Origin of the sequence: Nocardioides sp. GY 10127 (assembly GCF_004919085.1) — a bacterium.
Classification (GTDB): Bacteria; Actinomycetota; Actinomycetes; order Propionibacteriales; family Nocardioidaceae; genus Nocardioides.
Genome location: NZ_STGL01000008.1, coordinates 263,801 through 289,271 on the forward strand (window position 1 = coordinate 263,801; position 25,471 = coordinate 289,271).

21 protein-coding genes are annotated in these 25,471 nt (G+C 73.4%); 3 read left to right on the top strand and 18 right to left on the bottom strand.

All coding sequences use genetic code 11. From position 1 onward, the window contains the following. Positions 1-8 precede the first annotated feature (8 nt). The 12 genes from nuoK to E8D37_RS15920 all read right to left on the bottom strand — a co-directional run bounded on the left by nuoK (position 9) and on the right by E8D37_RS15920 (position 11,704). The gene (gene nuoK / locus E8D37_RS15865; protein WP_206055793.1) at positions 9-311 is read right to left on the bottom strand and encodes an NADH-quinone oxidoreductase subunit NuoK; all 303 of its coding nucleotides are present in this window, start codon (positions 309-311) and stop codon (positions 9-11) included. Beyond that, complete coding sequence (locus tag E8D37_RS15870) at positions 308-1,168, bottom strand: NADH-quinone oxidoreductase subunit J (protein ID WP_136570782.1); 861 nt, start codon at positions 1,166-1,168, stop codon at positions 308-310. The genes nuoK and E8D37_RS15870 overlap by 4 nt, the downstream gene beginning before the upstream one ends. Continuing rightward, a complete protein-coding gene (nuoI, locus tag E8D37_RS15875; protein ID WP_136570783.1) occupies positions 1,165-1,740 on the bottom strand; it encodes an NADH-quinone oxidoreductase subunit NuoI in 576 nt (191 codons plus the stop codon). Before nuoI ends, E8D37_RS15870 begins: the two co-directional genes overlap by 4 nt. Before the next feature lies 1 nt (position 1,741). After that, on the bottom strand, positions 1,742-3,028 hold the full coding sequence (gene nuoH, locus E8D37_RS15880) for an NADH-quinone oxidoreductase subunit NuoH (RefSeq protein ID WP_136570953.1): 1,287 nt from the start codon (positions 3,026-3,028) through the stop codon (positions 1,742-1,744). Between the two features lie 41 nt (positions 3,029-3,069). Beyond that, positions 3,070-5,529, bottom strand: a complete 2,460-nt coding sequence (locus E8D37_RS15885) for an NADH-quinone oxidoreductase subunit G (RefSeq protein ID WP_136570784.1) — start codon at positions 5,527-5,529, stop codon at positions 3,070-3,072. Then, positions 5,526-6,848 (bottom strand): NADH-quinone oxidoreductase subunit NuoF, encoded by a 1,323-nt coding sequence (gene nuoF / locus E8D37_RS15890; protein ID WP_136570785.1) that lies wholly within the window; start codon positions 6,846-6,848, stop codon positions 5,526-5,528. Before nuoF ends, E8D37_RS15885 begins: the two co-directional genes overlap by 4 nt. 4 nt (positions 6,849-6,852) lie before the next feature. Further along, positions 6,853-7,542, bottom strand: coding sequence for an NADH-quinone oxidoreductase subunit NuoE (nuoE, locus tag E8D37_RS15895; RefSeq protein WP_136570786.1), 690 nt, complete (start codon positions 7,540-7,542; stop codon positions 6,853-6,855). Continuing rightward, positions 7,539-8,879 carry an NADH-quinone oxidoreductase subunit D gene (locus tag E8D37_RS15900; RefSeq protein WP_136570787.1) on the bottom strand — a complete coding sequence of 447 codons (1,341 nt, stop codon included), beginning with the start codon at positions 8,877-8,879 and terminating at the stop codon, positions 7,539-7,541. Before E8D37_RS15900 ends, nuoE begins: the two co-directional genes overlap by 4 nt. Continuing rightward, positions 8,879-9,604 carry an NADH-quinone oxidoreductase subunit C gene (locus E8D37_RS15905; RefSeq protein WP_136570788.1) on the bottom strand — a complete coding sequence of 242 codons (726 nt, stop codon included), beginning with the start codon at positions 9,602-9,604 and terminating at the stop codon, positions 8,879-8,881. Before E8D37_RS15905 ends, E8D37_RS15900 begins: the two co-directional genes overlap by 1 nt. Beyond that, complete coding sequence (locus tag E8D37_RS15910) at positions 9,601-10,155, bottom strand: NADH-quinone oxidoreductase subunit B (protein WP_136570789.1); 555 nt, start codon at positions 10,153-10,155, stop codon at positions 9,601-9,603. The genes E8D37_RS15905 and E8D37_RS15910 overlap by 4 nt, the downstream gene beginning before the upstream one ends. Positions 10,156-10,219: 64 nt before the next feature. Next, the gene (locus E8D37_RS15915) at positions 10,220-10,579 is read right to left on the bottom strand and encodes an NADH-quinone oxidoreductase subunit A (RefSeq protein WP_136570790.1); all 360 of its coding nucleotides are present in this window, start codon (positions 10,577-10,579) and stop codon (positions 10,220-10,222) included. Positions 10,580-11,014: 435 nt separating this feature from the next. Further along, positions 11,015-11,704: a demethylmenaquinone methyltransferase gene (locus tag E8D37_RS15920; protein WP_136570791.1), complete on the bottom strand. Its 690-nt coding sequence runs from the start codon at positions 11,702-11,704 to the stop codon at positions 11,015-11,017. Between the two features lie 147 nt (positions 11,705-11,851). On the opposite strand from E8D37_RS15920, the gene E8D37_RS15925 reads away from it, so the two are divergent. Beyond that, positions 11,852-13,126 (top strand): isochorismate synthase, encoded by a 1,275-nt coding sequence (locus E8D37_RS15925; RefSeq protein WP_136570792.1) that lies wholly within the window; start codon positions 11,852-11,854, stop codon positions 13,124-13,126. A 37-nt stretch (positions 13,127-13,163) separates the two neighbouring features. Here E8D37_RS15925 and E8D37_RS15930 read toward each other — a convergent pair whose 3' ends face one another. The 3 genes from E8D37_RS15930 to E8D37_RS15940 form a co-directional block, all read right to left on the bottom strand. Continuing rightward, positions 13,164-14,996, bottom strand: coding sequence for a chemotaxis protein CheW (locus tag E8D37_RS15930; RefSeq protein WP_136570793.1), 1,833 nt, complete (start codon positions 14,994-14,996; stop codon positions 13,164-13,166). 81 nt (positions 14,997-15,077) lie between these two features. Then, on the bottom strand, positions 15,078-16,808 hold the full coding sequence (locus E8D37_RS20630) for a PAS domain-containing methyl-accepting chemotaxis protein (protein WP_136570794.1): 1,731 nt from the start codon (positions 16,806-16,808) through the stop codon (positions 15,078-15,080). Between the two features lie 242 nt (positions 16,809-17,050). After that, positions 17,051-17,704 carry an MBL fold metallo-hydrolase gene (locus E8D37_RS15940; RefSeq protein WP_136570795.1) on the bottom strand — a complete coding sequence of 218 codons (654 nt, stop codon included), beginning with the start codon at positions 17,702-17,704 and terminating at the stop codon, positions 17,051-17,053. A gap of 260 nt (positions 17,705-17,964) precedes the next feature. Between E8D37_RS15940 and E8D37_RS15945 the strand changes: the two genes are divergently transcribed. Together E8D37_RS15945 and E8D37_RS15950 are read left to right on the top strand one after the other, a co-directional pair. Then, complete coding sequence (locus E8D37_RS15945) at positions 17,965-18,600, top strand: LysE family transporter (protein WP_206055794.1); 636 nt, start codon at positions 17,965-17,967, stop codon at positions 18,598-18,600. Between the two features lie 419 nt (positions 18,601-19,019). Then, positions 19,020-19,583 (top strand): GNAT family N-acetyltransferase, encoded by a 564-nt coding sequence (locus E8D37_RS15950; protein ID WP_240770490.1) that lies wholly within the window; start codon positions 19,020-19,022, stop codon positions 19,581-19,583. 400 nt (positions 19,584-19,983) lie between these two features. Here the strand turns inward: E8D37_RS15950 and E8D37_RS15955 are convergent, their stop codons facing one another. From E8D37_RS15955 to E8D37_RS15965, 3 genes are all read right to left on the bottom strand, one after another. Then, a complete protein-coding gene (locus tag E8D37_RS15955) occupies positions 19,984-21,480 on the bottom strand; it encodes a chemotaxis protein CheW (RefSeq protein WP_168929784.1) in 1,497 nt (498 codons plus the stop codon). A 169-nt stretch (positions 21,481-21,649) separates the two neighbouring features. Further along, positions 21,650-23,356 (bottom strand): PAS domain-containing methyl-accepting chemotaxis protein, encoded by a 1,707-nt coding sequence (locus E8D37_RS15960; protein ID WP_136570799.1) that lies wholly within the window; start codon positions 23,354-23,356, stop codon positions 21,650-21,652. Positions 23,357-23,493: 137 nt separating this feature from the next. After that, entirely contained in the window at positions 23,494-25,404 is a 1,911-nt protein-coding gene (locus E8D37_RS15965) for a Na+/H+ antiporter (protein WP_136570800.1), read from the bottom strand. Between the last annotated feature and the right edge of the window lie 67 nt (positions 25,405-25,471).

Consider the following 25,471-nt stretch of genomic DNA (forward strand, 5'->3'; position numbering starts at 1 on the left):
AGATGCTCCTAGAACTTCAGCAGGCTCGCGTCGTCGACCGAGGCCGACCGGCGGGTGCGGAAGATGGTCATGATGATCGCGAGACCGACGACGACCTCGGCGGCGGCCACGACCATCACGAAGAACGCGGCGATCTGGCCCTGCAGGTCGCCCGACTGCTTCGCGAAGGCCACGAGCGCGAGGTTGCTGGCGTTGAGCATGAGCTCGACGCACATGAACACGACGATCGCGTTGCGGCGCACGAGGACGCCGACGGCGCCGATCGTGAACAGCACCGACGACAGCACGATGTAGGGCGTCACGTCGTTCACTGCGCGCCTCCTTCTTCCGCGGGGTTCTCGGTGTTCGCGCCGGTGCCGGCCGAGGTGTCGGTCGCGCCGGTCGCGCCGCCCGCCGGGGCGGTGCCGGGCGCCTGCGTCTCGGCCCCGGTGATCTCCGCGAGCACGTGCTCCACCTCGGCGGCCGAGGCCGTCCGGACGGTGCCGCGGGCCACGAGCGTGGCGCTGACGGACGTCGGGGCCGGGGACCCGTCCGGCAGGAGCGCCGGGGTGTCGACCGCGTTGTGCCGGGCGTAGACGCCGGGCGAGGGCAGCGGGCCGAGCGGCTTGCCGGACTCGGCGTAGTCACGCATCCGCTGCGCGGCCTTGTCGGCCTGGCTCTCGCGGGGCTCGACCCGCTCGCGGTGGGCCAGCACCATGGCGCCGACGGCGGCGGTGATGAGCAGCGCCGAGGTGGTCTCGAAGGCGAAGACGTAGCGCGAGAAGAGCATGTTCGCGATGGCCTGCATGTTGCCGTCCGAGGTGGCGTCGCCGAGGCCGACCGCCGCGCCCAGCGAGATCTGGGCGGCGCCGATGACGAGCAGCGAGCCGAGCACGACCCCGCCGAGGATGGCGAGCGCCCGCTGGCCGCGGATCGTCTCGACCAGCGAGTCCGAGGCGTCCACGCCGACGAGCATGAGGACGAACAGGAACAGCATCATGATCGCGCCGGTGTAGACGATGATCTGCACCGCGAAGAGGAACGGGGCCTCCAGCGTCAGGTACAGGCCGGCGATCCCGATCATGACGGCGGCCAGCAGGAGGGCTGCGTGCACCGCCTTGCGGACGAACAGCACTCCCAGGGCGGCCGCCGTCACCATGACGGCGAGCAGCCAGAAGGCGACGGTCACTTCTCCTCCTTCGCCGGCGCGGACGGGGCGGGCGCGGCGTAGGCGCCGCGGTAGTAGTCGCCCTCGTCGTCGCCGAGCGTCATCGCGTGCGGCGGGGCCTCCATGCCCGGCAGCAGCGGGGCGAGGAGGTCGGACTTCTCGTAGATCAGGTCGGCGCGGTTGTCGTCGGCCAGCTCGTACTCGTTCGTCATCGTCAGCGCCCGGGTCGGGCACGCCTCGATGCACAGGCCGCAGAGGATGCAGCGCAGGTAGTTGATCTGGTAGACGCGGCCGTACCGCTCGCCGGGGCTGAAGCGGCCGTCGCCGTCCTCGTCGTTGGGCGCGCCCTCGACGTAGATGGCGTCCGCCGGGCAGGCCCAGGCGCACAGCTCGCAGCCGACGCACTTCTCCAGGCCGTCGGGCCACCGGTTGAGCTGGTGGCGGCCGTGGAAGCGGGGGGCCGTGGGCTCCTTCTGGAACGGGTACTGCTCCGTGACCACCTTGCGGAACATCGTCCGGAAGGTGACGCCGAAGCCGGCCACCGGGTCGAGGAACTGCTCCTTGAAGGAGGGAGTGGACTGCTCGTCGCTCATGTCAGCTCTCCTGCGTGGCGCCGGCGGCCACCGTCTCGTCGGGGCCGGTGGGGAAGGTGAGCGGGGCGGCCGCGCCGCGCACCGGCGCGGCCATCGGCGGCACCGGGTAGGTGCCGGTCGGGCCGACCGGCTCGGCCGCGTCCTCGTCCGTGGCCCGGCCGAACGGGAGGAAGCCCGCCGCCAGGATCAGGACGATCACCACGCCCCCGCCGATCAGCAGGTCGCGGCTGTCGAAGGTCAGGTTGGTGCTCACGTAGCGCATGGCGGCCACGAGGACGACCCAGGCCAGCGCCACCGGGATGAGGATCTTCCAGCCCAGCGCCATGAACTGGTCGTAGCGCAGGCGGGGCAGGGTTCCGCGCAGCCAGATGAACAGGAAGATGAAGCACAGGACCTTGCCGAAGAACCAGAGCACCGGCCACCAGCCCTCGTTGAACCCGGCGTAGAGGTGGTCGATCCAGAACGGGGCGTGCCAGCCCCCGAGGAACAGCGTCGTGGCCAGCGCCGAGACGGTCGCCATGTTGATGTACTCGGCGAGGAAGAACAGGGCGAACTTCAGCGAGGAGTACTCGGTGTGGAAGCCGCCGACGAGCTCGCCCTCGGCCTCGGGCAGGTCGAACGGGGCGCGGTTGGTCTCGCCGATCATCGCGATCACGTAGAGCACGAAGGACGGGAACAGGATCAGCCCGAACCAGAGGTTGTCCTGCGCCGCGACGATCTCGCTGGTCGACATCGAGCCCGCGTACATGAACACCGCGATGAGCGCGAGGCCCATCGGGATCTCGTAGGAGATCATCTGCGCGCTCGAGCGCAGGCCGCCGAGCAGCGAGTAGGTCGAGCCGGAGGACCAGCCGCCGAGCACGATGCCGTAGATGCCGATCGAGGCGATCGCCATCACGAACAGCACCGCCACCGGCATGTCGGTGAGCTGGAGCGGCGTCCGGGTGCCGAAGAGGTTCACCTCGGGCCCGAACGGCACCACCGAGAAGGTCACGAAGGCCGGGATGACGACCAGGACCGGGGCCAGGAGGAAGACCACCTTGTCGGCCGCGGTCGGGATGATGTCCTCCTTCAGCGCCAGCTTCACGCCGTCCGCGAGGGACTGCAGGAGGCCGAAGGGGCCGTGCACGTTGGGGCCGATGCGGTGCTGCATCCGGGCCACGACCCGGCGCTCCCACCAGATGTTGAAGAGGGTCAGCAGCACCAGCACGACGAAGATCAGCAGGGCCTTGACCAGGATGATCCACCAGGGGTCCTGGCCGAAGGACGTCAGGTCGACGTCGGCCATCGGCACCACCGCCGGTGCCAGCGCGGAGATCGCGAGGGCGGTCACTGGTCAGCTCCCTTCACGCTCACCCGGCTGCCGGGCGAGGCGAGCCGGGACAGCACGGCCGTCCCGTACGAGTTGGTGGGCACCCAGGCGGTGCCGTCGACCATCGAGTCGACGACCTCGACCGGCAGGGTGAGGCTGCCACGGTCGCCCGTGACGGTCGCGCTCGCCCCGTCGGCCAGCCCCGCCTCGGCGGCGGTCGCCGGGCTCAGGCGGACGACGGCCGGGCGTGCCGTGGCCGCGAGGTGCTTGTCCCCGGCCTGGAGCGAGCCGTCGTCCAGCAGGGTCCGCCAGCCCGCGAGGGCCAGCCCGTCCCCGGTGGCCGCGCCCGCGCCGGCGGCGACCGGCACGAACGCCGGCGCCTCGCCGTCCCAGGGGCCGAGCTGCGCGAGCTCGCCACGCACCTCGTCCACCGTGCGGAAGCCGAGCGCCCTGCCCACGCCCAGGGCGGCGAGCTCCTCGCCGATCCCGGCCAGGACCCGGCAGTCCGGCAGCGCGGCCGGGGTGTGCAGCACGGCCTCGAACGGCCGCACGCGACCGTCCCAGGTGACGTAGGAGCCGGCCTTCTCCACCGGCGGCGCGACGGGCAGGACCACGTCGGCCGCGGCGGTCACCGCGGTGGCCCGGACCTCGAGGCTGACCACGAACGAGGCCGCCTGCAGGGCCGCGAGGAACGCGGCGGGGTCGGCGGTGTCGGCCGGGTCCACGCCGCCGACCAGCAGGCCGGCGAGGTCGCCCGCGGCGGCGGCCGCCACGATGGCGTCGGCGTCGCGGCCCGGGGTCTCCGGCAGCGACTCCACGCCCCAGTGGGCGGCGGCGTCGACGCGCGCCGCGGCGTCCGCGACCGGGCGACCGCCCGGCAGCAGGCCCGGCAGGGCGCCGGTCTCGACGGCACCGCGGTCACCCGCGCGGCGGGGCACCCAGGCGAGCCGGGCGCCGGACTTGGCGGCGAGCTCCACGGCGGCGCTGAGCGCACCGGGCACCAGGGCGAGTCGCTCGCCGACCAGGACGATCGTGTCCGCGTCCACGCCGTGGTCGGCGTGCCCGAGGAGGCCGGTGAGGGCGGCGGGCTCGTCGCCGGGCGCGGTCGGGACCAGCGTCCCGCCCATCTTGGCCAGGCCCCGCGTGGCGAACGGCGCGACCGCGAGCACCCGCAGGCCACTGGCCAGCGAGGCCTTGCGCAGCCGCAGGAAGATCGTGCCCGCCTCGTCCTCCGGCTCCAGGCCGGCGAGGACGACGGTGCGGGCGGACTCGAGGTCGGCGTAGGTGACGGCCCCCGGCTTCCAGCCCTCGACGCCGCTGCCGACGACGACGGCGGAGAGGAAGGACTCCTCCTCGGCCGAGAGCGGCCGGGCGCGGAAGTCGACGTCGTTGGTGCCGAGGCCGGTGCGGGCCAGCTTCGACCAGGCGTAGGCGTCCTCGGCGGTGAGGCGGCCGCCGGGCAGCAGCCCGACCCCGCCCGCGGCCTTCGCGGCCGCCAGGCCGCGGGCGGCCACGGCGAACGCCTCGGGCCAGGACGCGGGGCGCAGCTCGCCACGGGTCCCGTCGGCCTCGGTGTCGCGGACCATCGGGTAGCCGAGGCGGTCGTCCTGGGCCGGCCAGGCGAAGGCGAACCGGTCCTTGTCGGTGATCCACTCCTCGTTCACGGCGGCGTCGTCGCCGGCCAGGCGCCGCAGCACCCTGCCGCGGCGGTGGTCGACGCGGATCGCGGCGCCGCAGGCGTCGTGCTCGGCCACGCTCGGGGTGGAGACGAGGTCGAAGGGGCGGCTGCGGAAGCGGTAGGCCTCGCTGGTCAGCGCCCCGACCGGGCAGATCTGGATCGTGTTGCCCGAGAAGTAGGAGTAGAACGGCGCGTCCTCGGCGATGCCGATCTGCTGCCGGGCGCCGCGCTCGACCAGGGAGATGAACGGGTCGCCCGCGATCTCCGAGGCGAACCGGGTGCAGCGCTGGCAGACGATGCAGCGCTCGCGGTCGAGCAGGATCTGCGGCGAGAGGTTGATCGGCTTCGGGAACGTCCGCTTGGTGCCCTCGTTCGCGGCGAAGCGCGACTCGGTGCGGCCGTTCGACATGGCCTGGTTCTGCAGGGGGCACTCGCCGCCCTTGTCGCAGACCGGGCAGTCGAGCGGGTGATTGACCAGGAGGAGCTCCATCACGCCCTGCTGCGCCTTGTCGGCGACGGGGCTGGACGCCTGCGTCTCCACCACCATGCCCGGCGAGACCGGCAGGGTGCAGGACGCCTGGGGCTTGGGGAAGCCGCGGCCGTTGCCGGCGTCCGGGACGTCGACGAGGCACTGGCGGCAGGCACCGACCGGCTTGAGCAGCGGGTGGTCGCAGAAGCGCGGCACCTGGATGCCCGCCTGCTCCGCCGCGCGGATCACCAGGGTGCCCGGCTCCACGTCGACCTGGACGCCGTCGATCGTGACGGTGACGAGGTCGGTCCTGTCCGGGGTGGTCGTCATGCCGTGACCTCCTGCTGGTCCGCGGAGCCCGCCCAGACGGTGGAGGCGGCCGGGTCGAACGGGCAGCCGCCGTGGGTCAGGTGGGCGAGGTACTCGTCGCGGAAGTGCTTGATCGAGCTCGAGATGGGGCTGGTCGCGCCGTCGCCGAGGGCGCAGAACGAGCGGCCCAGGATGTTGTCGCACTGGTCGAGCAGCAGGTCGAGGTCCTCCTCGGAGCCCTGCCCCTTCTCCAGCCGCGCGAGGGTCTGCACGAGCCACCACGTGCCCTCGCGGCACGGGGTGCACTTGCCGCAGGACTCGTGCTTGTAGAACTCCGTCCAGCGCAGCACGGCCCGCACCACGCAGACCGTCTCGTCGAACAGCTGCAGCGCCCGGGTGCCGAGCATGGTGCCGGCGCCGGCCATCGACTCGAAGTCGAGCGGGAGGTCGACGTGCTCGGCGGTCAGCAGCGGGGTGGAGGAGCCGCCCGGCGTCCAGAACTTCAGCTCGTGGCCCTCGCGCATGCCGCCCGCGAGGTCGACGAGCTCGCGCAGCGTGATGCCGAGCGGGGCCTCGTACTGGCCGGGACGCTTCACGTGGCCCGACAGCGAGAAGATGCCCATCCCCTTGGACTTCTCGGTGCCCATCGAGGCGAACCAGTCCGCGCCGTGGCCGATGATCGAGGGGACCGACGCGATCGACTCGACGTTGTTGATGACCGTCGGGCTGGCGTAGAGGCCGGCGACCGCGGGGAACGGCGGGCGCAGGCGCGGTTGGCCGCGACGTCCCTCGAGACCCTCGAGCAGCGCCGTCTCCTCGCCGCAGATGTAGGCGCCCGCCCCGGCGTGGACCACGATGTCGAGGTCGAAGCCGGAGCCGTGGATGTCGGTGCCCAGGTGCCCGGCCTCGTAGGCCTCGCGCACCGCGTTCTGCACGCGGCGGATGACGTGGACGACCTCGCCGCGGATGTAGATGAACGCCTTCTTCGCGCGGATCGCGTAGGAGGAGATGATGACGCCCTCCACCAGCACGTGCGGGTTGGCCATCATGAGCGGGATGTCCTTGCAGGTGCCCGGCTCGGACTCGTCCGCGTTGACCACGAGGTACTTGGGGTTCGGGTTCTCCTGGGGGATGAAGGACCACTTCATCCCGGTCGGGAAGCCGGCGCCGCCACGACCGCGCAGGCCGGAGTCCTTCACCGCGGCGATGACGTCGTCGGGCGCCATCGCGAGCGCCTTGTCGAGCGCCGCGTAGCCGCCGTGGGCCTCGTAGACCTCGCGGGTCCAGGACCGGTCGGCGCCCCACGGCTCGGTGAGGACGGGGGTCAGGGTGTCGGTCATCTGCTCACTCCTCCGATCCGGACGCGGGCGCGGACGCGCCGGCGCTCGGCGCCGACCAGCCACGCTCCCGGGCGATCTCGCGGCCGGCCAGGGACGCAGGGCCCGCGCTGGGGCCCTCGTCGGCGCGGCCGTCGGGGAACCCGGCGAGCACCCGCTCGACCTCGCGCCAGCTGCACAGCCGGGGGCCGCGGGTGGAGTGCACCTCGTTGCCCGCGCGCAGGTCGTCGACCAGGGCGACGGCCTTCTGCGGGGTCATGTCGTCGAGGAACTCCCAGTTGACCATCATCACCGGGGCGTAGTCGCAGGCCGCGTTGCACTCGACGTGCTCGAGGCTCACGGTGTGCGCGTCGCCGTCCCGCTTCTCGGCGGTCTCGTCGTTGCCGACGCCGAGGTGGTCCTGGAGCGTCGCCATGATCTCGTCGCCGCCCATGACGGCGCACAGCGTGTTGGTGCAGACGCCGACGTGGAAGTCGCCCACCTCGCGCCGCTTGTACATCGTGTAGAACGTCGCGACGCCGCTGACCTCGGCGGGGGTGATGCCGAGGATCTCGGCGCACGCCTCGATGCCCTCCGGCGTCACCTTGCCCTGCGCCGACTGCACGAGGTGCAGCATCGGCAGCAGCCCGGAGCGGGCCTCCGGGTAGCGGCCGGCGATCTCGGCGAGCTCGTCGAGCGTGCTCTGCTCCAGCGTCATCGGTCGACGCCTCCCATCACGGGGTCGATGGACGCGATCGCGACGATGACGTCGGCCACCTGGCCGCCCTCGCTCATCACGCTCGTGGCCTGGAGGTTGGTGAAGGACGGGTCGCGGAAGTGGACCCGGAAGGGTCGCGTGCCGCCGTCGGAGACGACGTGCGCGCCGAGCTCGCCGCGGGGGCCCTCGATCGGCACGTACGCCTGGCCGGCCGGTACCCGGAAGCCCTCGGTCACCAGCTTGAAGTGGTGGATGAGGGCCTCCATGGACTCGCCCATGATGTGCTTGATGTGGTCGAGGCTGTTGCCCATGCCGTCGCTGCCGATGGCCAGCTGGCTGGGCCAGCCGATCTTCTTGTCGGCGACCATGACGGGCGCGCCCTCGAGGCCCGCGAGCCGGTCGGCGGCCTGCTCGACGATCCGCAGCGACTCGCTCATCTCCGCGAGACGGACGCGGAAGCGGCCGTAGGAGTCGCACGTGTCCCACGTCTGCACGTCGAACTCGTAGTCCTCGTAGCCGCAGTAGGGCTGCGTCTTGCGCAGGTCCCACGCGTAGCCGGTCGAGCGCAGCACCGGGCCGGTGAGGCCGAGCGCGAGGCAGCCCTCGAGGTCGAGGTGGCCGACCCCCTCCAGGCGGTGCTTGAAGATCGGGTTGGCGTTGCACATCGCCGCGTACTCGGGCAGCCGCTTCTTCATCAGGGCGATGAAGGAGCGGATCTCCTCCAGCGCGCCCGGGGGCAGGTCCTGTGCCACGCCACCGGGGCGGATGAAGGCGTGGTTCATCCGCAGGCCGGTGATGAGCTCGAAGAGGTCCAGCACGAGCTCGCGCTCGCGGAAGCCCATCGTCATGACGGTGAGGGCGCCGATCTCCATGCCGCCGGTCGCGATGGCGACCAGGTGGGAGGAGATGCGGTTGAGCTCCATGAGGAGCACCCGCATGACCTGCGCCTTCTCCGGCACGTCGTCCTCGATGTCGAGGAGCCGCTCGACGCCGAGCACGTAGGTGGCCTCGTTGTAGAACGGGGAGAGGTAGTCCATCCGGGTGCAGAACGTGACGCCCTGCGTCCAGGAGCGGAACTCCATGTTCTTCTCGATGCCGGTGTGCAGGTAGCCGATCCCGCAGCGGGCCTCGGTGACCGTCTCGCCCTCCATCTCGAGGATGAGGCGGAGCACGCCGTGGGTCGACGGGTGCTGCGGGCCCATGTTGACGACGATCCGCTCCTCGGCGGCCTCGCCCAGGCCCTCGGCGATGGAGTCCCAGTCCTGCCCCGTGACCGTGAAGACGCGGCCCTCGGAGGTCTCGGAGGAGCCGGCGTACACGTCCTGGTCGGTGCTCATCAGTTGTAGCTCCTCCGCTGGTCGGGAGGCGGAACCGTGCCGCCCTTGTACTCCACCGGGATGCCGCCCAGGGGGTAGTCCTTGCGCTGGGGGTGGCCCGGCCAGTCGTCGGGCATGAGGATGCGGGTCAGCGACGGGTGGCCGTCGAAGACGATCCCGAACATGTCGAAGGTCTCCCGCTCGTGCCAGTCGAGCGTCGGGTAGACCGCGACGAGCGACGGGACGTGCGGGTCGGAGTCCGGCGCGGCCGTCTCCAGCCGGATGCGTCGGTTGTAGGTCATCGAGAGCAGGTGGTAGACGACGTGCATCTCGCGCCCGGCGTCCTCCGGGTAGTTCACGCCGCTGACGCCGGCGCAGAACTCGAAGCGGAGGGCGGGGTCGTCGCGCAGGACGCGGCCGACGACCGCGAGGTCCTCGCGGCGCACGTGGAAGGTGATCTCCCCGCGGTGCACGACCACGGAGCGCAGCGCGTCCTCCACGCCCGCGGACGCGGCGGCGGCCACGAGGGCGTCGGCGACGGCGTCGAACCAGCCGCCGTAGGGCCGGGCGCTCGGGGCGGGCCACTCGACGGCCTTCGTGAGGCCGCCGTAGCCGGAGGTGTCACCGGTGCCGTGGACGCCGAACATGCCGGTGCGGACGCCGGCGGTGTGCTGCGTCCCGACCGGCGCCGGCACGTTCTCCGGCGACTGGTCGGTGGCGGCCTGGTCGGGGGTCTCGTCGCTCACCGCAGGAGGCCCTTCATGTCGGAGGTCGGGAGGGCCGCCAGCGCGCTCTCCTCGAGCTCGGCGATCTCGGCCTGGCGGTGCGCGCCCAGCTTGGTGTGCTGCACCTGGTCGTGGAGCTTGAGGATCGCGTCGATGAGCATCTCCGGGCGCGGCGGGCAGCCGGGGAGGTACATGTCGACGGGGACGACGTGGTCGACGCCCTGCACGATCGCGTAGTTGTTGAACATGCCGCCCGAGGAGGAGCAGGCGCCCATCGCGAGGACCCACTTGGGGCCGGGCATCTGGTCGTAGATCTGGCGCAGGACCGGGGCCATCTTCTGGCTCACGCGGCCGGCCACGATCATCAGGTCCGCCTGGCGGGGGCTGGCGCGGAAGACCTCCATGCCGAACCGGGCGAGGTCGTACTTCGGGCCGCCCGAGGTCATCATCTCGATGGCGCAGCAGGCCAGGCCGAAGGTCGCGGGCCAGAACGACGCCTTGCGGAAGTACCCGGCCACCCCCTCGACGGTGGTCAGGAGGACGCCGCTGGGGAGCTTCTCCTCGATACCCATCAGTCACGGTCCTTTCGGGGTGTCGGGCGGACGTGCGCGTGCGGTGCCGTCGGGGCCATGCCGCTCAGTCCCAGTCGAGTCCGCCGCGGCGCCACACGTAGACGTAGGCGACGAAGACGGTGGCGATGAAGATGACCATCTCGACCAGGCCGAAGAGGGCCATCTGGTCGAACTCCAGCGCCAGCGGGTAGAGGAAGACGATCTCGATGTCGAAGACGATGAAGAGCATCGCGGTGATGTAGTACTTCACCGGGAACCGCCCGCCGCCGACCGGCTGCGGGGTCGGCTCGATGCCGCACTCGTAGGAGTCCAGCCGGGCCCGGTTGTAGCGCTTCGGGCCGGTGAGGGTGCTGACCACGACCGAGAACACGGCGAAGCCGGCGGCGATGGCCCCCAGCACCAGGACCGGGATGTAGAGCTCCAAGGGTTTCTCCTCCCGCGCGGTGGGACGCTCCCCCCGGAGGGTGAGCGCTCGCACCTCGCGCGCTTGTGAAACGCGTCACGAGTGGTGCAGGCGGCAGTCTGCCACCAACACGGGACCTTAGTGAACGGGGGTCGGGGCGCGCACGCCGCCCTGACCTGCGCATTTTGCCCACAGCGGCGTTGCGGAATTGCGTTCCGGGAGACCCGACAGAGCCCCTCGTCCTCCCCTGGGAGGGCCCTAAGAATGCTCCTGACCTGCGAGGACGTGGCGTCTCTCACAGTCTGTGGGTTTCCGGTGCCGCCCGACCCCTCGCGGGAGGGGCCCTCGGCCCCCGCAGGACGTGACCTTCACGACCCGTCCACGTTCCGGGCGCGCCGCGGCACGCGACGTCCAGGAGGGCCTGCGGACGACGTCAGGAACGGGTGGCCGCAGGCGTCAGGCGCGGCCGCGGTGCAGGGCGACGATGCCGCCCGAGAGGTTGCGCCACTCCACGTCCGCCCAGCCCGCCTCGGCGAGCATCGCGGCGAGGCCGGCCTGGTCGGGCCAGGCGCGGATCGACTCGGCCAGGTACACGTAGGCGTCCGGGCTCGAGGAGACCGCGCGCGCCACCGGCGGCAGCGCGCGCATGAGGTACTCGACGTAGAGGGTGCGGAACGGCGACCAGGTGGGGTGGCTGAACTCGCACACCACGATCCGGCCGCCCGGCTTCGTCACCCGGCGCAGCTCGCGCAGGCCCGCGAGCGGGTCGACGATGTTGCGCAGGCCGAAGGAGATGGTGACCGCGTCGAAGGTGGCGTCCGCGAAGGGCAGCTTCGTGCCGTCGCCGGCGGTGAAGGGCAGGTGCGGGCGCGCCTGCTTGCCCACGCGCAGCATCCCGAGGGAGAAGTCGCACGGGACGACGGTCGCGCCGGCGTCGTGGAACGGCACGCTGCTCGTGCCGGTGCCGGCGGCGAGGTCCAGCACCCGCTCCCCCGGCTGCGGGTCGACGGACGCGATGACGGCGGTGCGCCAGCGGCGGTCCTGCCCCAGCGACAGCACGTCGTTGGTGACGTCGTAGCGCTTGGCCACGGCGTCGAACATGCGACGGACGTCGCTCGGCTGCTTGTCCAGGTCTGCACGGGCCACGGCGCCAGCGTAGTGGGGCCCGCCCCCACCCCCCGGACCCGGGAGCACGGCGGGGAACGCCGACCGGCGAGTGGGGCAGGTCGCAGGGCCCGGCGCGCGTGCCGGGTCCGGTCCCGGTGCCGAGGCGGCCCGGACTAGTCTCGGCACGTGACCACCGATCCCGACGGCGTCCCCACCCAGGGGGCCGCTCCCCGGCTCGTGGCCCGGACCGTGGCCCTCGAGCCGGGCGTCGCGGACTCGCTGCTCGACCTGCTGCCCGCGGACTCCCCCGTCACCTGGCTGCGCCGGGGCGAGGGGCTCGTCGGCTGGGGCGAGGCGGCCGTCGTGCGCACCCGCGGCGCCGAGCGGTTCGCCGACGCGGACACCTGGTGGTCGGAGGTCGTCGCGCGGGCCGTCGTCCGCGACGAGGTCGGTCTGCCCGGCACGGGCCTGGTGGCGTTCGGCTCCTTCGCCTTCGCGGACGCGCCGGGCGACTCCGTCCTCGTCGTGCCCGCCGTGCTCGTGGGACGCCGCGGCGACCGCGCGTGGGTCACCACCGTCGGCCACGACCTCGACCACCTGCCCTCCACGCTGCACCCGGCTGAGCCGGCCGCCTGCCCGGGTCAGGTCACCTACGCCGACGGCGCGCTGGACGGCGAGCAGTGGATGTCGGCGGTGGCCGACGCCGTGGCCCGGATCGAGCAGGGCGAGGTGGAGAAGGTCGTGCTGGCGCGCGACCTCGTCGCCACGACCGAGCGGCCGGTCGACGTCCGCTGGCCCCTGCGCCGGCTCGCGACGAGCTACCCCACCACCTGGACCTTCCACGTCGACGGCCTGCTGGGCGCGACGCCCGAGATGCTCGTGCGCCGCGAGCGCGGCCTGGTCACCTCGCGGGTGCTGGCCGGCACCATCCGGCGCACCGGCGACGACCGCCGCGACGCGGAGCTCGCGGGCGCCCTGGCCCGCTCCTCGAAGGACCTCGAGGAGCACGAGTACGCCGTGCGCTCCGTCGCGGACGCCCTCGGCCCGCACTGCTCGTCGATGAACGTGCCCGACGCCCCGTTCGTGCTCCACCTGCCCAACGTCATGCACCTGGCCAGCGACGTGGCCGGCGTGGTGGCCGACCCGTCCGCGGCGTCCTCGCTGCGGCTGGCGGAGTCGCTGCACCCGTCCGCGGCCGTCGGGGGCACCCCGACCGCGGACGCCGTCGCCGTGATCGGCGAGGTCGAGAAGATGGACCGCGGACGCTACGCCGGCCCGGTCGGCTGGATCGACGCCGGAGGCGACGGCGAGTGGGGCATCGCCCTGCGCTCCGCGGCCGTCTCGGGCCACACCGTCCGGCTCTTCGCCGGCTGCGGCATCGTCGCGGGCTCCGACCCGGCCGCCGAGCTGGCCGAGTCGCAGGCCAAGCTCGTGCCGATGCGGGACGCGCTCGGCAGCTGAGGCCGCGTGCAGGCGGGCCCCGTGGCGGGTCCGCCGGTCAGCCGCGGGTGAGCACGGCCCGCGCGAGGTCGCGCAGGTCGATCCGGGCGAGCAGCCGCTCGTCCGCGCCGACGGTGATCCACTCGACCCCGTCCGGGTCGGGCTCCGCCTGCTCCCAGCGCTGCGGCTCGATCGAGGCGAGCTCGTCGATGGCGAACGCGAGCGGCGCCCCGTCGACGTCGACCAGCAGGAGCGGCCCGCCCTCGACGCGGCGCGGTCCGGCGGAGAGGCCGGCGCGGCCCAGCGAGGGCACCAGGTCGACCACCGGCAGGACGCAGCCCCGGTGGGTGAGCATCCCCAGGACGTCCCCGCCGACGCGGGTCTCGAGCAGCTCGGCGGACCAGGGCAGGATCTCGCGGACCTGCTCCAGCGGCACGGCGGCGTAGGCACCGCCGGCCCCGAGGACGAGGTGCGCCTCGCCGTGCACGGCGGCCCGCTCGAGGCCGTCCTCGCCGACGAGCAGCGGGTCGAGGGCCACGGGCTCCTCGGCCTCCTCGCTCATCACCGAGCCCATGACGGCGACCCGCTCGTCGCCGGAGAGCCGGGGCCCGTCGACGACGAGGACGCGGCCGTGCCCCTCGACGTCCGCGACGCCCCGGATGAGCTCGGGGTGCGGCAGCACGAAGGACGGCACGGGCATGAGGTCGCCGAGGTCGAGGTCGACCATCGTGACCAGCGAGGTGATGCCGAGGACGACGTGCCCGTCGCCGGCGTCGACGACCAGGCCGGGCCCGCCCTCCTCGCGCTCGGTGACGCCGAGGCCGAGGAGGGTGAGCAGGTCGGTGACGGCCACCTGGTGGCCCATGAACTCGGTGGTGCCGCGGCACAGCTCGCCGTCGATGACGGAGGGCTGCGCGTGGAAGGACGGCAGGGTGGTGCGGCCGGTGGCGATGTCGACGGCGAACAGGACGTCGCCGCAGCGCAGCAGCGTGCAGCTGGTGACGTCGCTGCCGACCGCCTCCGCGGCCGCGTCGACGGGCACGGGCACGGACGGCCAGCCGGGGTGACCCAGCAGCGTGCGGACGTCCAGGACGGAGACGATCCCACCGGGGAGCGCGTCGTGGACGAAGGCGGCGGTGCAGGCGGGGTGACCCAGGGAGGCGGCGCCGTGCTCCGGGGCGGTGCCGTCGGGGGACGACGGGCCGGGCGTCCCAGCTGCCCGTCCGCCGTCCCCGTCGGGGGTCCACGCCGGTGCCGGGGGGAGGGCCTCGTCGGCCGTCCCACCTCCGACACGGAAGTGGACCATCTCCTCGGCCGGCACGGACAGGACCGAGCGGACGCGTTCGGCCAGCACACCGATCATCCGTTCACCGTCGGAAACCACCACCACGATCTCCGGGTCGTCCTGTCCGGGCAGTCCGAGCCACGCCCGTGCGTCCACCACGGGCAGGATGTGCTCGCGGAGCCGCATCGCTCCGCGCAGCCCCGCGGCCCGGGTGGGCAGCGGGACGAAGGAGTCCGGCACCGGCACGACCTCGCGCAGCGCGTCGAGCGGCAGCGCCAGGTCGACCCCGCCGAGCACCAGCGCGCCGAGCACGACGGTGCCGGCGCCCACGCCCGTGAGCGCGGCCCGCGCTCCCTCGAGGTCCCCGTGCCCGGTGGCGGTCGGCACGAGGCCCTCGAGGGCCGGGTCCACGTAGCCGACGAGGTCGGCTGCGGGCAGCTCACCCTGCGGCGTCTCCCAGGCCCCGAGCTCGTCGGGGAGGGCCGGTGCCAGGGTGAGCACCGCGGCGGTGTCCGCGGTGGTCGTGGCCGTCGCGTCGCCCGCGGGGCCCCCGAGCAGGTGCTCGGGGACGTCCTCGGGGACGGGCGGCAGGGCGTGGAGCGTCATGGTGGCGTCCTGTCGGGAGGGCCGGGTGGAGCCGGCCTGGCCGGGGGGGCCGGGTGGGACGGGGTGCGGGGGGAGGGAGCGTCAGATCGCCGTCTCGGCGGCCAGGCCGTCGAGCAGGGAGCGGACCTCGGTGGCCGCCTCCCGCTGGGTGACGGTGGCGTCGAGGATCTCCCGGATGGCGTCGCTGGTGGCGGTGACGCTGCCGGCGATGCGCTCGAAGGACGTCTCGGCGCGCTTGGCCACGTCGTGCCCGGCGTCGATGCGCTCGGTGGACTGCAGGATGAGCCCGCCGATCTGGTGGGCGGCCTCCGACGAGCGCTCCGCGAGCTTGCGGACCTCGCCGGCGACGACCGAGAAGCCGATGCCGTGCTCGCCGGCCCGGGCCGCCTCGATGGAGGCGTTGAAGGCCAGCAGGTTGGTCTGCGCGGCGATCTCGGCGATCACGCGGACGATCTCGCTGATCGAGTGGCTGGAGCGCTGGAGGGCGACGATCGCCTCGAGCGAGGAGGCGAGCGCCTCGGCGCCGGACGCGGCGTCGTCGGAGCTCTGGGCGGCCGACCTGCCGGCCTCCTCGGTGTACCGGCCGACCTCGACCAGCCCGGTCTCGAGCATGGCGACGGCCTCGGCCATCCGGGTCGTCCGCTCGGAGATGATCCGCTCGCGCTCGACCTGGTCGGTGATGTCGTGGGCGTACTTGACCACCTTGAAGGGGCGGCCGTGCCCGTCGAGGATCGGCGAGTAGGTGGCCTGGAGGTGGACCGAGCGGTTGAACTTGCCGACCCGCTCGAAGCGTCCGGCGATGAACTCGCCCTTGCTCAGGCGCAGCCAGAAGTCGCGGTACTCCTCGGTGCGGACGTAGGCGTCGGTGCAGAACATCGAGTGGTGCTGCCCGACGATCTCGCGCTGCGAGTAGCCCATGGCGCGCAGGAAGTTGTCGTTGGCGCCGATGACGTGGCCCTCGAGGTCGAACTCGATGACGGCCTGGGCGGCGTCGATGGCGGTCACCTTGCCGACGAACTCGGCGTTGCGCGCCTTCTGCTCGGTGATGTCGGTGGCGAACTTGACCACCCCGGTCGCCCGTCCCTCGGCGTCCAGGATGGGGTTGTAGGTGGCCTGCAGCCAGAGCTCGCGGCCCGACTTGTGCCGGCGCTGGAACTCGCCCGAGACGTACTCGCCGCGGCCGAGGGTGTTCCAGAAGTCGACGTAGTCGGAGGAGGAGGCGTACTCGGGGTCGCAGAAGATCCGGTGGTGCTTGCCGACGACCTCGCCGCGCTGGTAGCCGGTGGTGCGCAGGAAGTTGTCGTTGACGAACCGGATCGTGCCGTCGAGGGAGAACTCGATGACGGCCTGTGAGCGGTGCAGCGCGGCGACGTTGGCGGCGTGCTCGGCGGCGGTGTCGCGCTCGTGGGTGACGTCGGTGAGCAGCGCGAGGACGGTGTCGACCTCGTCGCCCTCCGACAGGGCGAGGTAGCTGCCCTGGAGCCAGCGCACGCGGCCGTCGCGGGCGACCCGACCGAAGACGTCCTGGCGGTGCCCGCCGCCGCGCAGGAGCTGCCAGAGCAGCTGCTCCTCGCGCAGGACGTCGTCGCGCAGCAGGATCTCGTGCGGCTGCCCGACGAGCTCCTCGACCGTGTAGCCGAGGGTCTCGGCCAGGGCCGCGTTGACGTGGCGGATGATCCCGTCGGGGGCGAGCTCCATGACCAGGCAGCTCTGCTCGAGCGCGGTGCGGACCTGGCCCTCACGGGCGGAGGAGGCGCGGCGGGCGGTGCTGGCGCCGGTGGTGGTGTCGGTGGCAGTGGCTCGCGTGGTCACGGCCGCTCCTCTCGTCGTGCTTGGGGGGACACCGAGCCGTTCGTCCCGGGACCAAGGTCCTTGAGAGATCCGTCCTCACATGTTCTTCACGGCCGCGACGGCAACGTTTGCGTCCGGTGTTCTCAGGTCGGTGGTCCAGACCGGAGGTGTCTCGCGAGGCGGGCGCGGGTGACGCCGTGGTCGGGCCGGCGGGGCGCCCGAGCGGGCGCTGGGCGGCGCTTGAGTGCGGGGCGGGCGTCGCCTCAGAGGTCGGCGCCGACGCCCAGGCGGGTGTACTCGAGGCCCAGGGGGTCCAGGAAGCGGTGGAGGTGCCCGTCCGCGATGCGCAGGCCGGCCTCGGAGTAGATGGCGTCGTGGATGGCGACGTTGCGCGCGGCGCCCACCGAGCGGGCGAAGTCGACGCACTCGGAGACCTTCATCCAGGGCGCGGACACGGGCAGGAGCAGGACGTCGACCGGCCGACCGGGGCCGTCGAGGGAGTCGCCCGGGTGGAAGACCGTCGTGGCCGGCGCGCCCTCGGTGGGCAGCGTGAGCAGGTAGCCGGAGTTGTCGAAGCGGTCGTACTCGGGGTGGATCACCGCGTGCTTCTCGTTCACGGCGCGGACCAGCACGCCGGCGGCCGTGAACGCCTCGCCCGGCCGGACGACCGTGACCCGCTCGCTCACGTCCGGCGCCTGCGCGGCGATGGCGTCCGCGACGGCCTGGATGGTGAACACCGGCGCGTCGGTGCGCCGGAGGTTCTCTGGGTGCAGGTGGTCGGCGTGCTCGTGGGTGAGCAGCACCGCGCCGGCCCCGTCGACCGCCGCCGGGTCCGTGAAGTTGCCCGGGTCCAGGACGATCACCGACCCCTCGTGCTCGACCCGGACGCAGGCGTGGCCGAACTTGGTGATCCGCATGTGTCCCACGCTAGCCCGGCCTCCTGGGTCGCCGGGTGGCCTCCTGCCTCGGCGGTGGTCGAGGTGCGAGGCCGGCCACGGCCGAGCCTCGAGACCGAGGTGCAGCGGTGGTCGAGGTGCGGGGCCGGCCACGGCCGAGCCTCGAGACCGCGGTGCGGCGGTGGTCGAGGTGCGGGGCCGGCCACGGCCGAGCCTCGAGACCGCCGCGCCCCACGAAACCCGCTCGCGCGGCCGGGTGCGCGGCCGAGAGGATGCGTGCCGTGTGGACGGTGGTGGTCGCGGGACTCGTCACGGGCTGGGCGATCGCCCTCCCGGTCGGAGCGATCGGGGTGCTGCTCGTCTCGCTGGGTGCGCGGGACGGCTGGCCCACGGCGTCCGCCGCCGCCCTGGGCGTCGCGACGGTGGACGGCGCGTTCGCGGCGGTGGCCGTGCTGGCCGGTGCCGCCGCGGCGGCGGTGCTGGAGCCGATCGCCGGTCCGCTGCGCGTCGCCGCGGCCGGCGTCCTGCTGGTCGTGGCGGTGCTGGTGGGGCGGTCGGCGCTGCGTCCCGCCCCCTCCCCCGCGCCCGACGATCCCACCGGTGCCCCCGCCGCTTCTCCCGGGCTGACCCCGCTGCGCGCGTACCTCCTGCTGCTGGGGCTGACGGCGGTGAACCCGACGACGGTCGTGTACTTCGTGGCGGTCGTGCTCGGCAACGACGCGGTGGTCGCGGGGCCGGCGGAGTCGTGCGTGTTCGTGCTGGCCGCGTTCGCGGCGTCGGCGTCGTGGCAGCTGGTTCTGGCGGGGTCCGGGGCGGCGCTCGGCCGCGCCGCGTCGTCCGACCGCGCCCGCCGTGTCACCGGACTCGTCTCCGCCGTGGTCGTCGCCCTCCTCGCCGTCCACACGCTGCTGGGCTAGCCGCCGCTGTTCTCCCCGCCGGCGACTCTGGGGACGTCATCCATCCGGGTGCGTCCTGGGGGCGGAACGTATGACGTCCCGGTGCGACCGGCCGCGGACAGCCGGAACGTCATCCATCCGGGCGCGCCCCAGGGCCGCAACGTATGACGTCCCGAGGCGACCGGCCGCGGACAGCCGGAACGTCATCCATCCGGGCGCGTCCCAGGGCCGGAACGTATGACGTCCCGAGGCGACCGGCCGCGGGCAGCCGGAACGTCATCCATCCGGGCGCGCCCCAGGGCCGCAACGTATGACGTCCCGAGGCGACCGGCCGCGGGCAGCCGGAACGTCATCCATCCGGGTGCGTCCCAGGGGCGGAACGTATGACGTCCGGGGGCGACCGGCCGCGGGCTGGGGCGGGAGGGGCCTACGGTGACCGAGTGGGGTCGGCGGAGACGGTCATCAGGGCGGCGGTGCCGGCGGACGCCGAGGCGTGGACCGACCTCCACCTCGACGCGTGGGACGACGCCTACACGGGGCTGATGCCCGAGGCGTTCCTGCGGCAGCGGCGGGTGGAGCGGGCTGAGTCCGTGGTGCGCCGGCGCGAGCTGCTCGAGGGCGGTGCCCGGGTGCTGCTGGCCGTGGAGCCGGGTGGACACGACGGTGCCGGCGATCCGGGCGGCGCTGACGGTCCTGGCGACTCGGGGGAGAAGCTCATCGGGTTCGCGAGCGCGGGCCCTGCCCGGGACGTCGACCCGCCCGCGGCGGTCGAGCTGACCGCGCTGTACGTCCGGGCCGAGCGTTGGGGGACCGGGCTGGGTCACCGGCTGCTCGCGGCCGCGCTGGCCGACGCCGGCTGCACCGCCGCCGACCCGGTCTACCTCTGGGTGCTCGAGGGCAACGAGCGGGCGATCGGCTTCTACCGCCGGCACGGGTTCGAGCTGGACGGCGCGGTCGACCCCACCCCCGTCGGCCGTCACCTGCGGATGCAGCGCCGCCCCTGACCCGCCCCGGGCAGCTGTGGGCGGTGTGCCAGCAACCTGGCCGTGGCTCGAGTCGGTTGCTCAGACACCGCCACCCAGCCGCCCAGCGACCGGAGGTGCCCCAGCAACCCCACCACACCTCAGGTCGGTTGCTGACACACCGCCACTCAGCCGCCCACCGACCGGAGGTGCCCCAGCAACCGGTTCAGCCACCAGACCCGTTGCCCACACACCGCCAGTCAGCCACCCGCCGACCGCAGGTGCCCCAGCAACCCCACCGCACCTCAAGTCGGTTGCTCACACACCGCCACTCAGCCACACACCGACCGAAGGTGCCCCAGCAACCGGTTCAGCCACCAGACAGGTTGCTCACACACCGCCCACCCAGCCGCCACAGCAGCCGCCACCGCAGCAGACCCGCTCAGGCCACCTGGGGCAGCGAACCGGGCAGCACGTCACCCGAGTCGGCCAGGACATCACCAGCCACCTCCACGACCCCCAGCACCTGACGCGCAACAGCGACGAGGTCCACCTGGGCGAGAAGCTGCTCGGCCTCCCCGACGGTGACCCACTGGACACCGTCGGCGTCGAGGTCGGGCTGCGCCCAGAGCACCGGGTCGATGGAGACGAGCGCGTCGATGGCCAGGCCGACCACTCCCCCGCCGGCCTCGACGAGCAGGACGGGGCCGAGGCCACCGCCCCACCCGTGGCCGAGGTGCGGGGCCAGCGGGACGACGGGCAGCACGCGCCCGCGGTGGGTGACCAGACCCAGCACCCCGGGCACCTGCGTGGGCAGGAGGTCGTCGGGCACGGGCAGGATCTCGCGCACCTGCTCCAGCGGCGAGCACACCCGGCCCCCGGCGTCCAGCACCAGCTGGGCCGCGCCGGGGAGCGAGCCGCGCTCGTCGTCGGTGAGCGAGGAGACGTCGCTGGCCAGCCGCGTGACGGAGGCGTCCTCGGTCATGATCGCCGCCAGCGAGACGACCCGCTCGTCGTGCACCAGCGCCTCCCCGTCCAGGACGATGGCCCGACCGTGCCCGGGCACGTGCGCGAGCCCGCGGACCAGCTCGGGGCGCGGCAGCGCGAGGTCGGGGGCGGGCAGGACGTCGGCGTCCTCGATGTCGGTCATCGTGACCAGCGCGCTGAGCGCGAGCACCACGTGACCCCGGCCGGCGTCGACGACCAGCCCGGGGCCGGCCTCCTCGCGCTCGGTGACCCCGAGGCCGAGCAGCACCAGCAGGTCGGTGACGCCCACCTGCCACTGCTGGTAGCCGGTCGTGCCGAGGCACAGCGCGGAGTCGACCACCGACGGCCGTACCCCGAACGCGGGCAGCGTCGTGCGCGCGTGGGCGATGTCGATGGCGAGCAGGTGCTCGCCGCAGCGCAGGAGCGTGTAGGTGTTGACGAGGGACGCACCGCCCGACCGCCCGAGCTCGGCGACGGGCACGGCGACGGTCGGCCAGCCGGACTGGGCGAGGAGCGCCTCGACGTCCAGGACGGTGACGATGTCGTCGTCGGCTCCCTGGTCGCCGGGCACCTCGTCGGCGCGCGGCGACAGCACCGCGGGGGTGAGGAGCCCGCCCGGGGCGTCCAGGCCCACGACGTCCTCGCCGGGGACCCGCGACACGCGCGTCACCCCGTCGGCCGCCATGCCGAGCATCCGCTCCCCGTCGCTGAGGACGACGACGATGGCGGGCTCGGCCGTGTCGTCGAGGCCGAGGCGCGGGCGGGCGTCGACGAGCGGCAGGACGTGCTCGCGCAGCCGCATCAGGCCGACCACACCGGGCGCGGCCGCCGGGAGCCGCGTGACGGTGCCGGGCCACGGGACCACCTCGCGCAGGTGCGCCAGGGGCAGGGCCAGGGAGGCCCCGCCGATCACGACCAGCCCGAACACGAGGTCGTCCGAGGCGGAGCCCACGGAGCCCACAGAGCCCACAGAGCCCACAGAGCCCACAGAGCCCACAGAGCCCACAGAGCCCACAGAGCCCACGGAGCCCGCAGAGCCCGTGGAGCCCGTGGCGGCCACACCGGCCCCCGGCGTCCCCGCGGAGACGGCGGACGTCGCCGCGAGCGCCCCGAGCCCCGCCTCAGGCGGCATGGTCGGTGGAGAGCTGGCCGATCAGCTCGCGCACGCGCGCCGCCGACTGCCGCTGCTCGCTGGTCGCCTCGGCGATCTGGCCGATCGCGTCGCCGGTGGAGTCGACGGAGGCGACGATGCGGGTGAAGGCCTCCTCGGCCTTCTTGCCCACGGTCGACCCCTCCTCGATCCGGCTCGCGGACTCCGCGATGAGCGTGCCGATCTGGTGCGCGGCCTCCGACGAGCGCTCGGCGAGCCGGCGGACCTCGCCCGCCACCACCGAGAAGCCGACCCCGTGCTCGCCGGCCCGCGCCGCCTCGATGGAGGCGTTGAAGGCGAGGAGGTTGGTCTGCGCGGCGATCTCGGCGATCACGCGGACGATCTCGCTGATCGAGTGGCTCGAGCGCTGGATGGCAGCGATCGCGTCGAGCGTGGCGCCGAGCGCCTGGCTGCCGGCCGCGGCGTCGGTCGACGTCTGCTGGGCGTTCTCGCGGGCACCCTGGCTGGAGGAGCCGATCTGGTCGATGCTCGCGGCGAGCTCGGCGACGGCGTCGGTCATGGCGCGGGTCGAGTGCGCCACCCGGCGCTCGGTCTCGACCTGCTCGGTGATGTCGTGGGCGTACTTCACCACGCGCACGGGGCGGCCGAGGCCGTCCAGGATCGGCGAGTAGGTGGCCTGCAGGTGCACGGAGCGCCCGAACTTGCCGACCCGCTCGAAGCGTCCGGCGACGTGCTCGCCCTTGCTCAGCCGCAGCCAGAAGTCGCGGTACTCCTCGGTGCGCACGTAGTCGGCCGTGCAGAACATCGAGTGGTGCTGGCCGACGATCTCGCGCTGGGAGTAGCCCATGGCGCGCAGGAAGTTGTCGTTCGCCTCCAGCACGGTGCCCTCGAGGTCGAACTCGATGACGGCCTGCGCGCTGTCGAGGGCCCCGATCTTGCCGCGGAACTCGGCGGTGCGGGCCTTGTCGGCGGTGACGTCGGTGGCGAACTTGATGACGCCGACCGGGCTTCCGCTCGCGTCGAGGATCGGGTTGTAGGTGGCCTGGAGCCACAGGTCCGAGCCGTCCTTGTGGCGGCGACGGAACTCACCGCTCACGTACTCGCCGGCGGCCAGGTCCTGCCAGAACCGCTCGTACTCGGCCGAGGCCGCCTGCTCGGCGTCCACGAACATCCGGTGGTGCTCGCCGACGACCTCGCCGCGGTGGTAGCCGACGGCGTGCAGGAAGTGGTCGTTGACGTCGACTACGGTGCCCGAGAGGTCGAACTCGATGACGGCCTGGGAGCGCCACATCGCCGCGACCTTCGCCTCGGCGGCGAGGTGCTTGTTCCGCATGTCCGTCACGTCGTCGAGGAGGGCGACGACCTCGACCACCTTGCCCCGGTCCGCGGGCACCCCGGTGTAGGTGCCGGTGAGCCAGACGGTCCGACCGTCGCGCGCCTGGCGGGCGAAGGTGCTGTTCACCTGCTCACCGAGCAGGATGCGACGCCACACCAGCTCCCACTCGCGTTCCACGGCCGAGGACAGGAGCATCGTGTGCGGCTGCCCGACGAGGTCCTCCTCGATGTAGCCCAGCAGCCGGGCGAGCTTCTCGTCGACGCCGACGATGGTGCCGTCGGTGTCGAGGCGCAGCAGCGCCGAGGAGCGCGTCAGCGCAGCGACGAGCGCGCCGGCGTCGAGGGGGGCCCGGTCGGGGAGGGGGCTGGCTGCTGCAGGCACGGTGGTCCTCGGGGTGCTCAGGGGAAGGATGCTGGGGAGGCACCTCGCCCATCGCCCCCGCGGGCCCGCGGATGAGCCGTCCCCGGCCCCGCGGGCGAACTCTCACGGCATCTTCACGCCCGGCGCGTTCGCACAGGTCACGCCGTGAGGTGGTGGACGTAGCACCAGCGCCAGTCCTCGTCCGGCTCCGCGGACTGCATGACCGGGTGCGCGGTGCCCCGGAAGTGCGCGGTCGCGTGCTGGCCCGGGCTGGAGTCGCAGCAGGCCACGTTCCCGCAGGTCAGGCAGCGGCGCAGCGCCACCCAGGTGGTCCCCTCGTCCAGGCAGGCACGGCACGTCTCGCCGGTGCCCCCGCCCTCGCCACCGCCCTCGCCACCGCCCCCGCCCTCGATCGCGGTCACGGCCGGGACGGCCGGGTGCTGGGCCAGGTGCTCGCAGCCGCCGGCGACGACCGTGCGGGCCTGCGCCGAGACGACGACCTGCCGCTGCTCGCTCGCCCGGTCGATCATCGACTCCTCCACGTCGAGGGAGGCCAGGACGTCGGCCACGACGTCGGCCGGCACGGTGCCGCCGTCCCGGATCTCCAGGACGCGGCGGCGCTCCGCGTCGATCATCGCCAACCGGGCCCGGGCGTACAGGTCGGACGGCGCCTCGGCGTCCGCGACCGTGCCGAGCCGCTCCCAGGCCGCGAAGTTCCGCTGGTCCACCCGCGCCCGGATCATGTCCACCACGCCGTGACGGTCCTCGTAGTCGACCTCCTCCAGCGCGGCGAAGCCCGCCTTCGAGGCCTGCTGCAGCAGCGTCGCCCGGGCCAGCGCGTCGTCCATCGGGTCCGGCGAGGGGATCGAGAGCCGGCGGGCGAGCAGCGGCAGGGTCGGGCCCTGGAGCAGCAGGGTGCCGGCGACCACCGTGAAGGCCACCAGCAGCAGGACCTCACGGTGGGGCACGTCGTCCGGGATGACGAACGCCGCGGCCAGCGTCACCACGCCCCGCATCCCGGCCCAGCCGAGCACGAGGGTGTAGCTCCACGGCGTCCTCGGGTCGGACCCGGGGTCGGCACGCGGCATGAGGAGCGCGAAGCGCGAGGAGAAGACCCAGACCAGCCGCAGCACGATCACCGTGGCGAGCACCGCCAGGCAGACCGCGACGATCCTCGCCGGCGACAGCGCGGAGTCGCCGATCTCGGCCAGGATGGCGTGGGCCTGGAGGCCGATGAGCAGGAAGACGGCGTTCTCCAGCAGGAACGCCACCGTGCCCCACGTGGTCCGCTCGGCGATCCGCGACTGCGCCGTCTGGAGCACGGGCGCCTGGTGGCCCAGGAGCAGGCCCGCGACCACGACCGCGATCACCCCGGAGGCGCCCACCTCCTCCGCGAGCACGTAGGCGCCGAAGGGGATGACCAGCGAGATGCCGACGTCGACGTGGGAGTCGTCGAGGTGCTTGCGCACCAGCGCGACGAGCTTGTAGACGGCGATCCCGATGAGCGAGCCGCCCACCGCGGCGACGAGGAAGTCCCAGCCGACGTCCCAGGCGCTGATGCCCACCGCGCCCGCGGCGATGGCGGTGCGCAGCGCGACCAGGGCCGTGGCGTCGTTGAAGAGCGACTCGCCCTCCAGGATCGTCACGATCCGGCGCGGCAGCCCGATACGGCGGCCGATCGCGATGGCCGCCACCGCGTCCGGCGGGCCCACCACCGCGCCGATCGCGAAGCTCGCCGCCCACCCGATCGGGGTGAGCGCGTGCACCACCACCGCGACCCCGGCCGCGGTGAACACCACCAGCCCGACCGACAGCAGCAGGATCGGCCGCCGCTGGGCGCGGAAGTCGACCAGCGAGGTCTCCAGGGCCGCCGAGTACAGCAGCGGCGGCAGCAGCCACAGCAGCACGATCTCGGGCTCGAGCGCCAGGTCGGGCACGAACGGGAGGTAGGACGCCAGCAGCCCGACCACCGTCAGGACCAGCGGCGCCGGGAGGTCGAGCCGGCGGCTGACGCCGGTGACCGCCAGCACCACCAGGGTCAGGACGATGAGCAGCAGCGCGACCTCCACGTGGGCATCCTCCCAGGGCCCACCGGCCGCGCGCCTCGCCCGTAGCCGGGCTCACACCCGGCCGCGC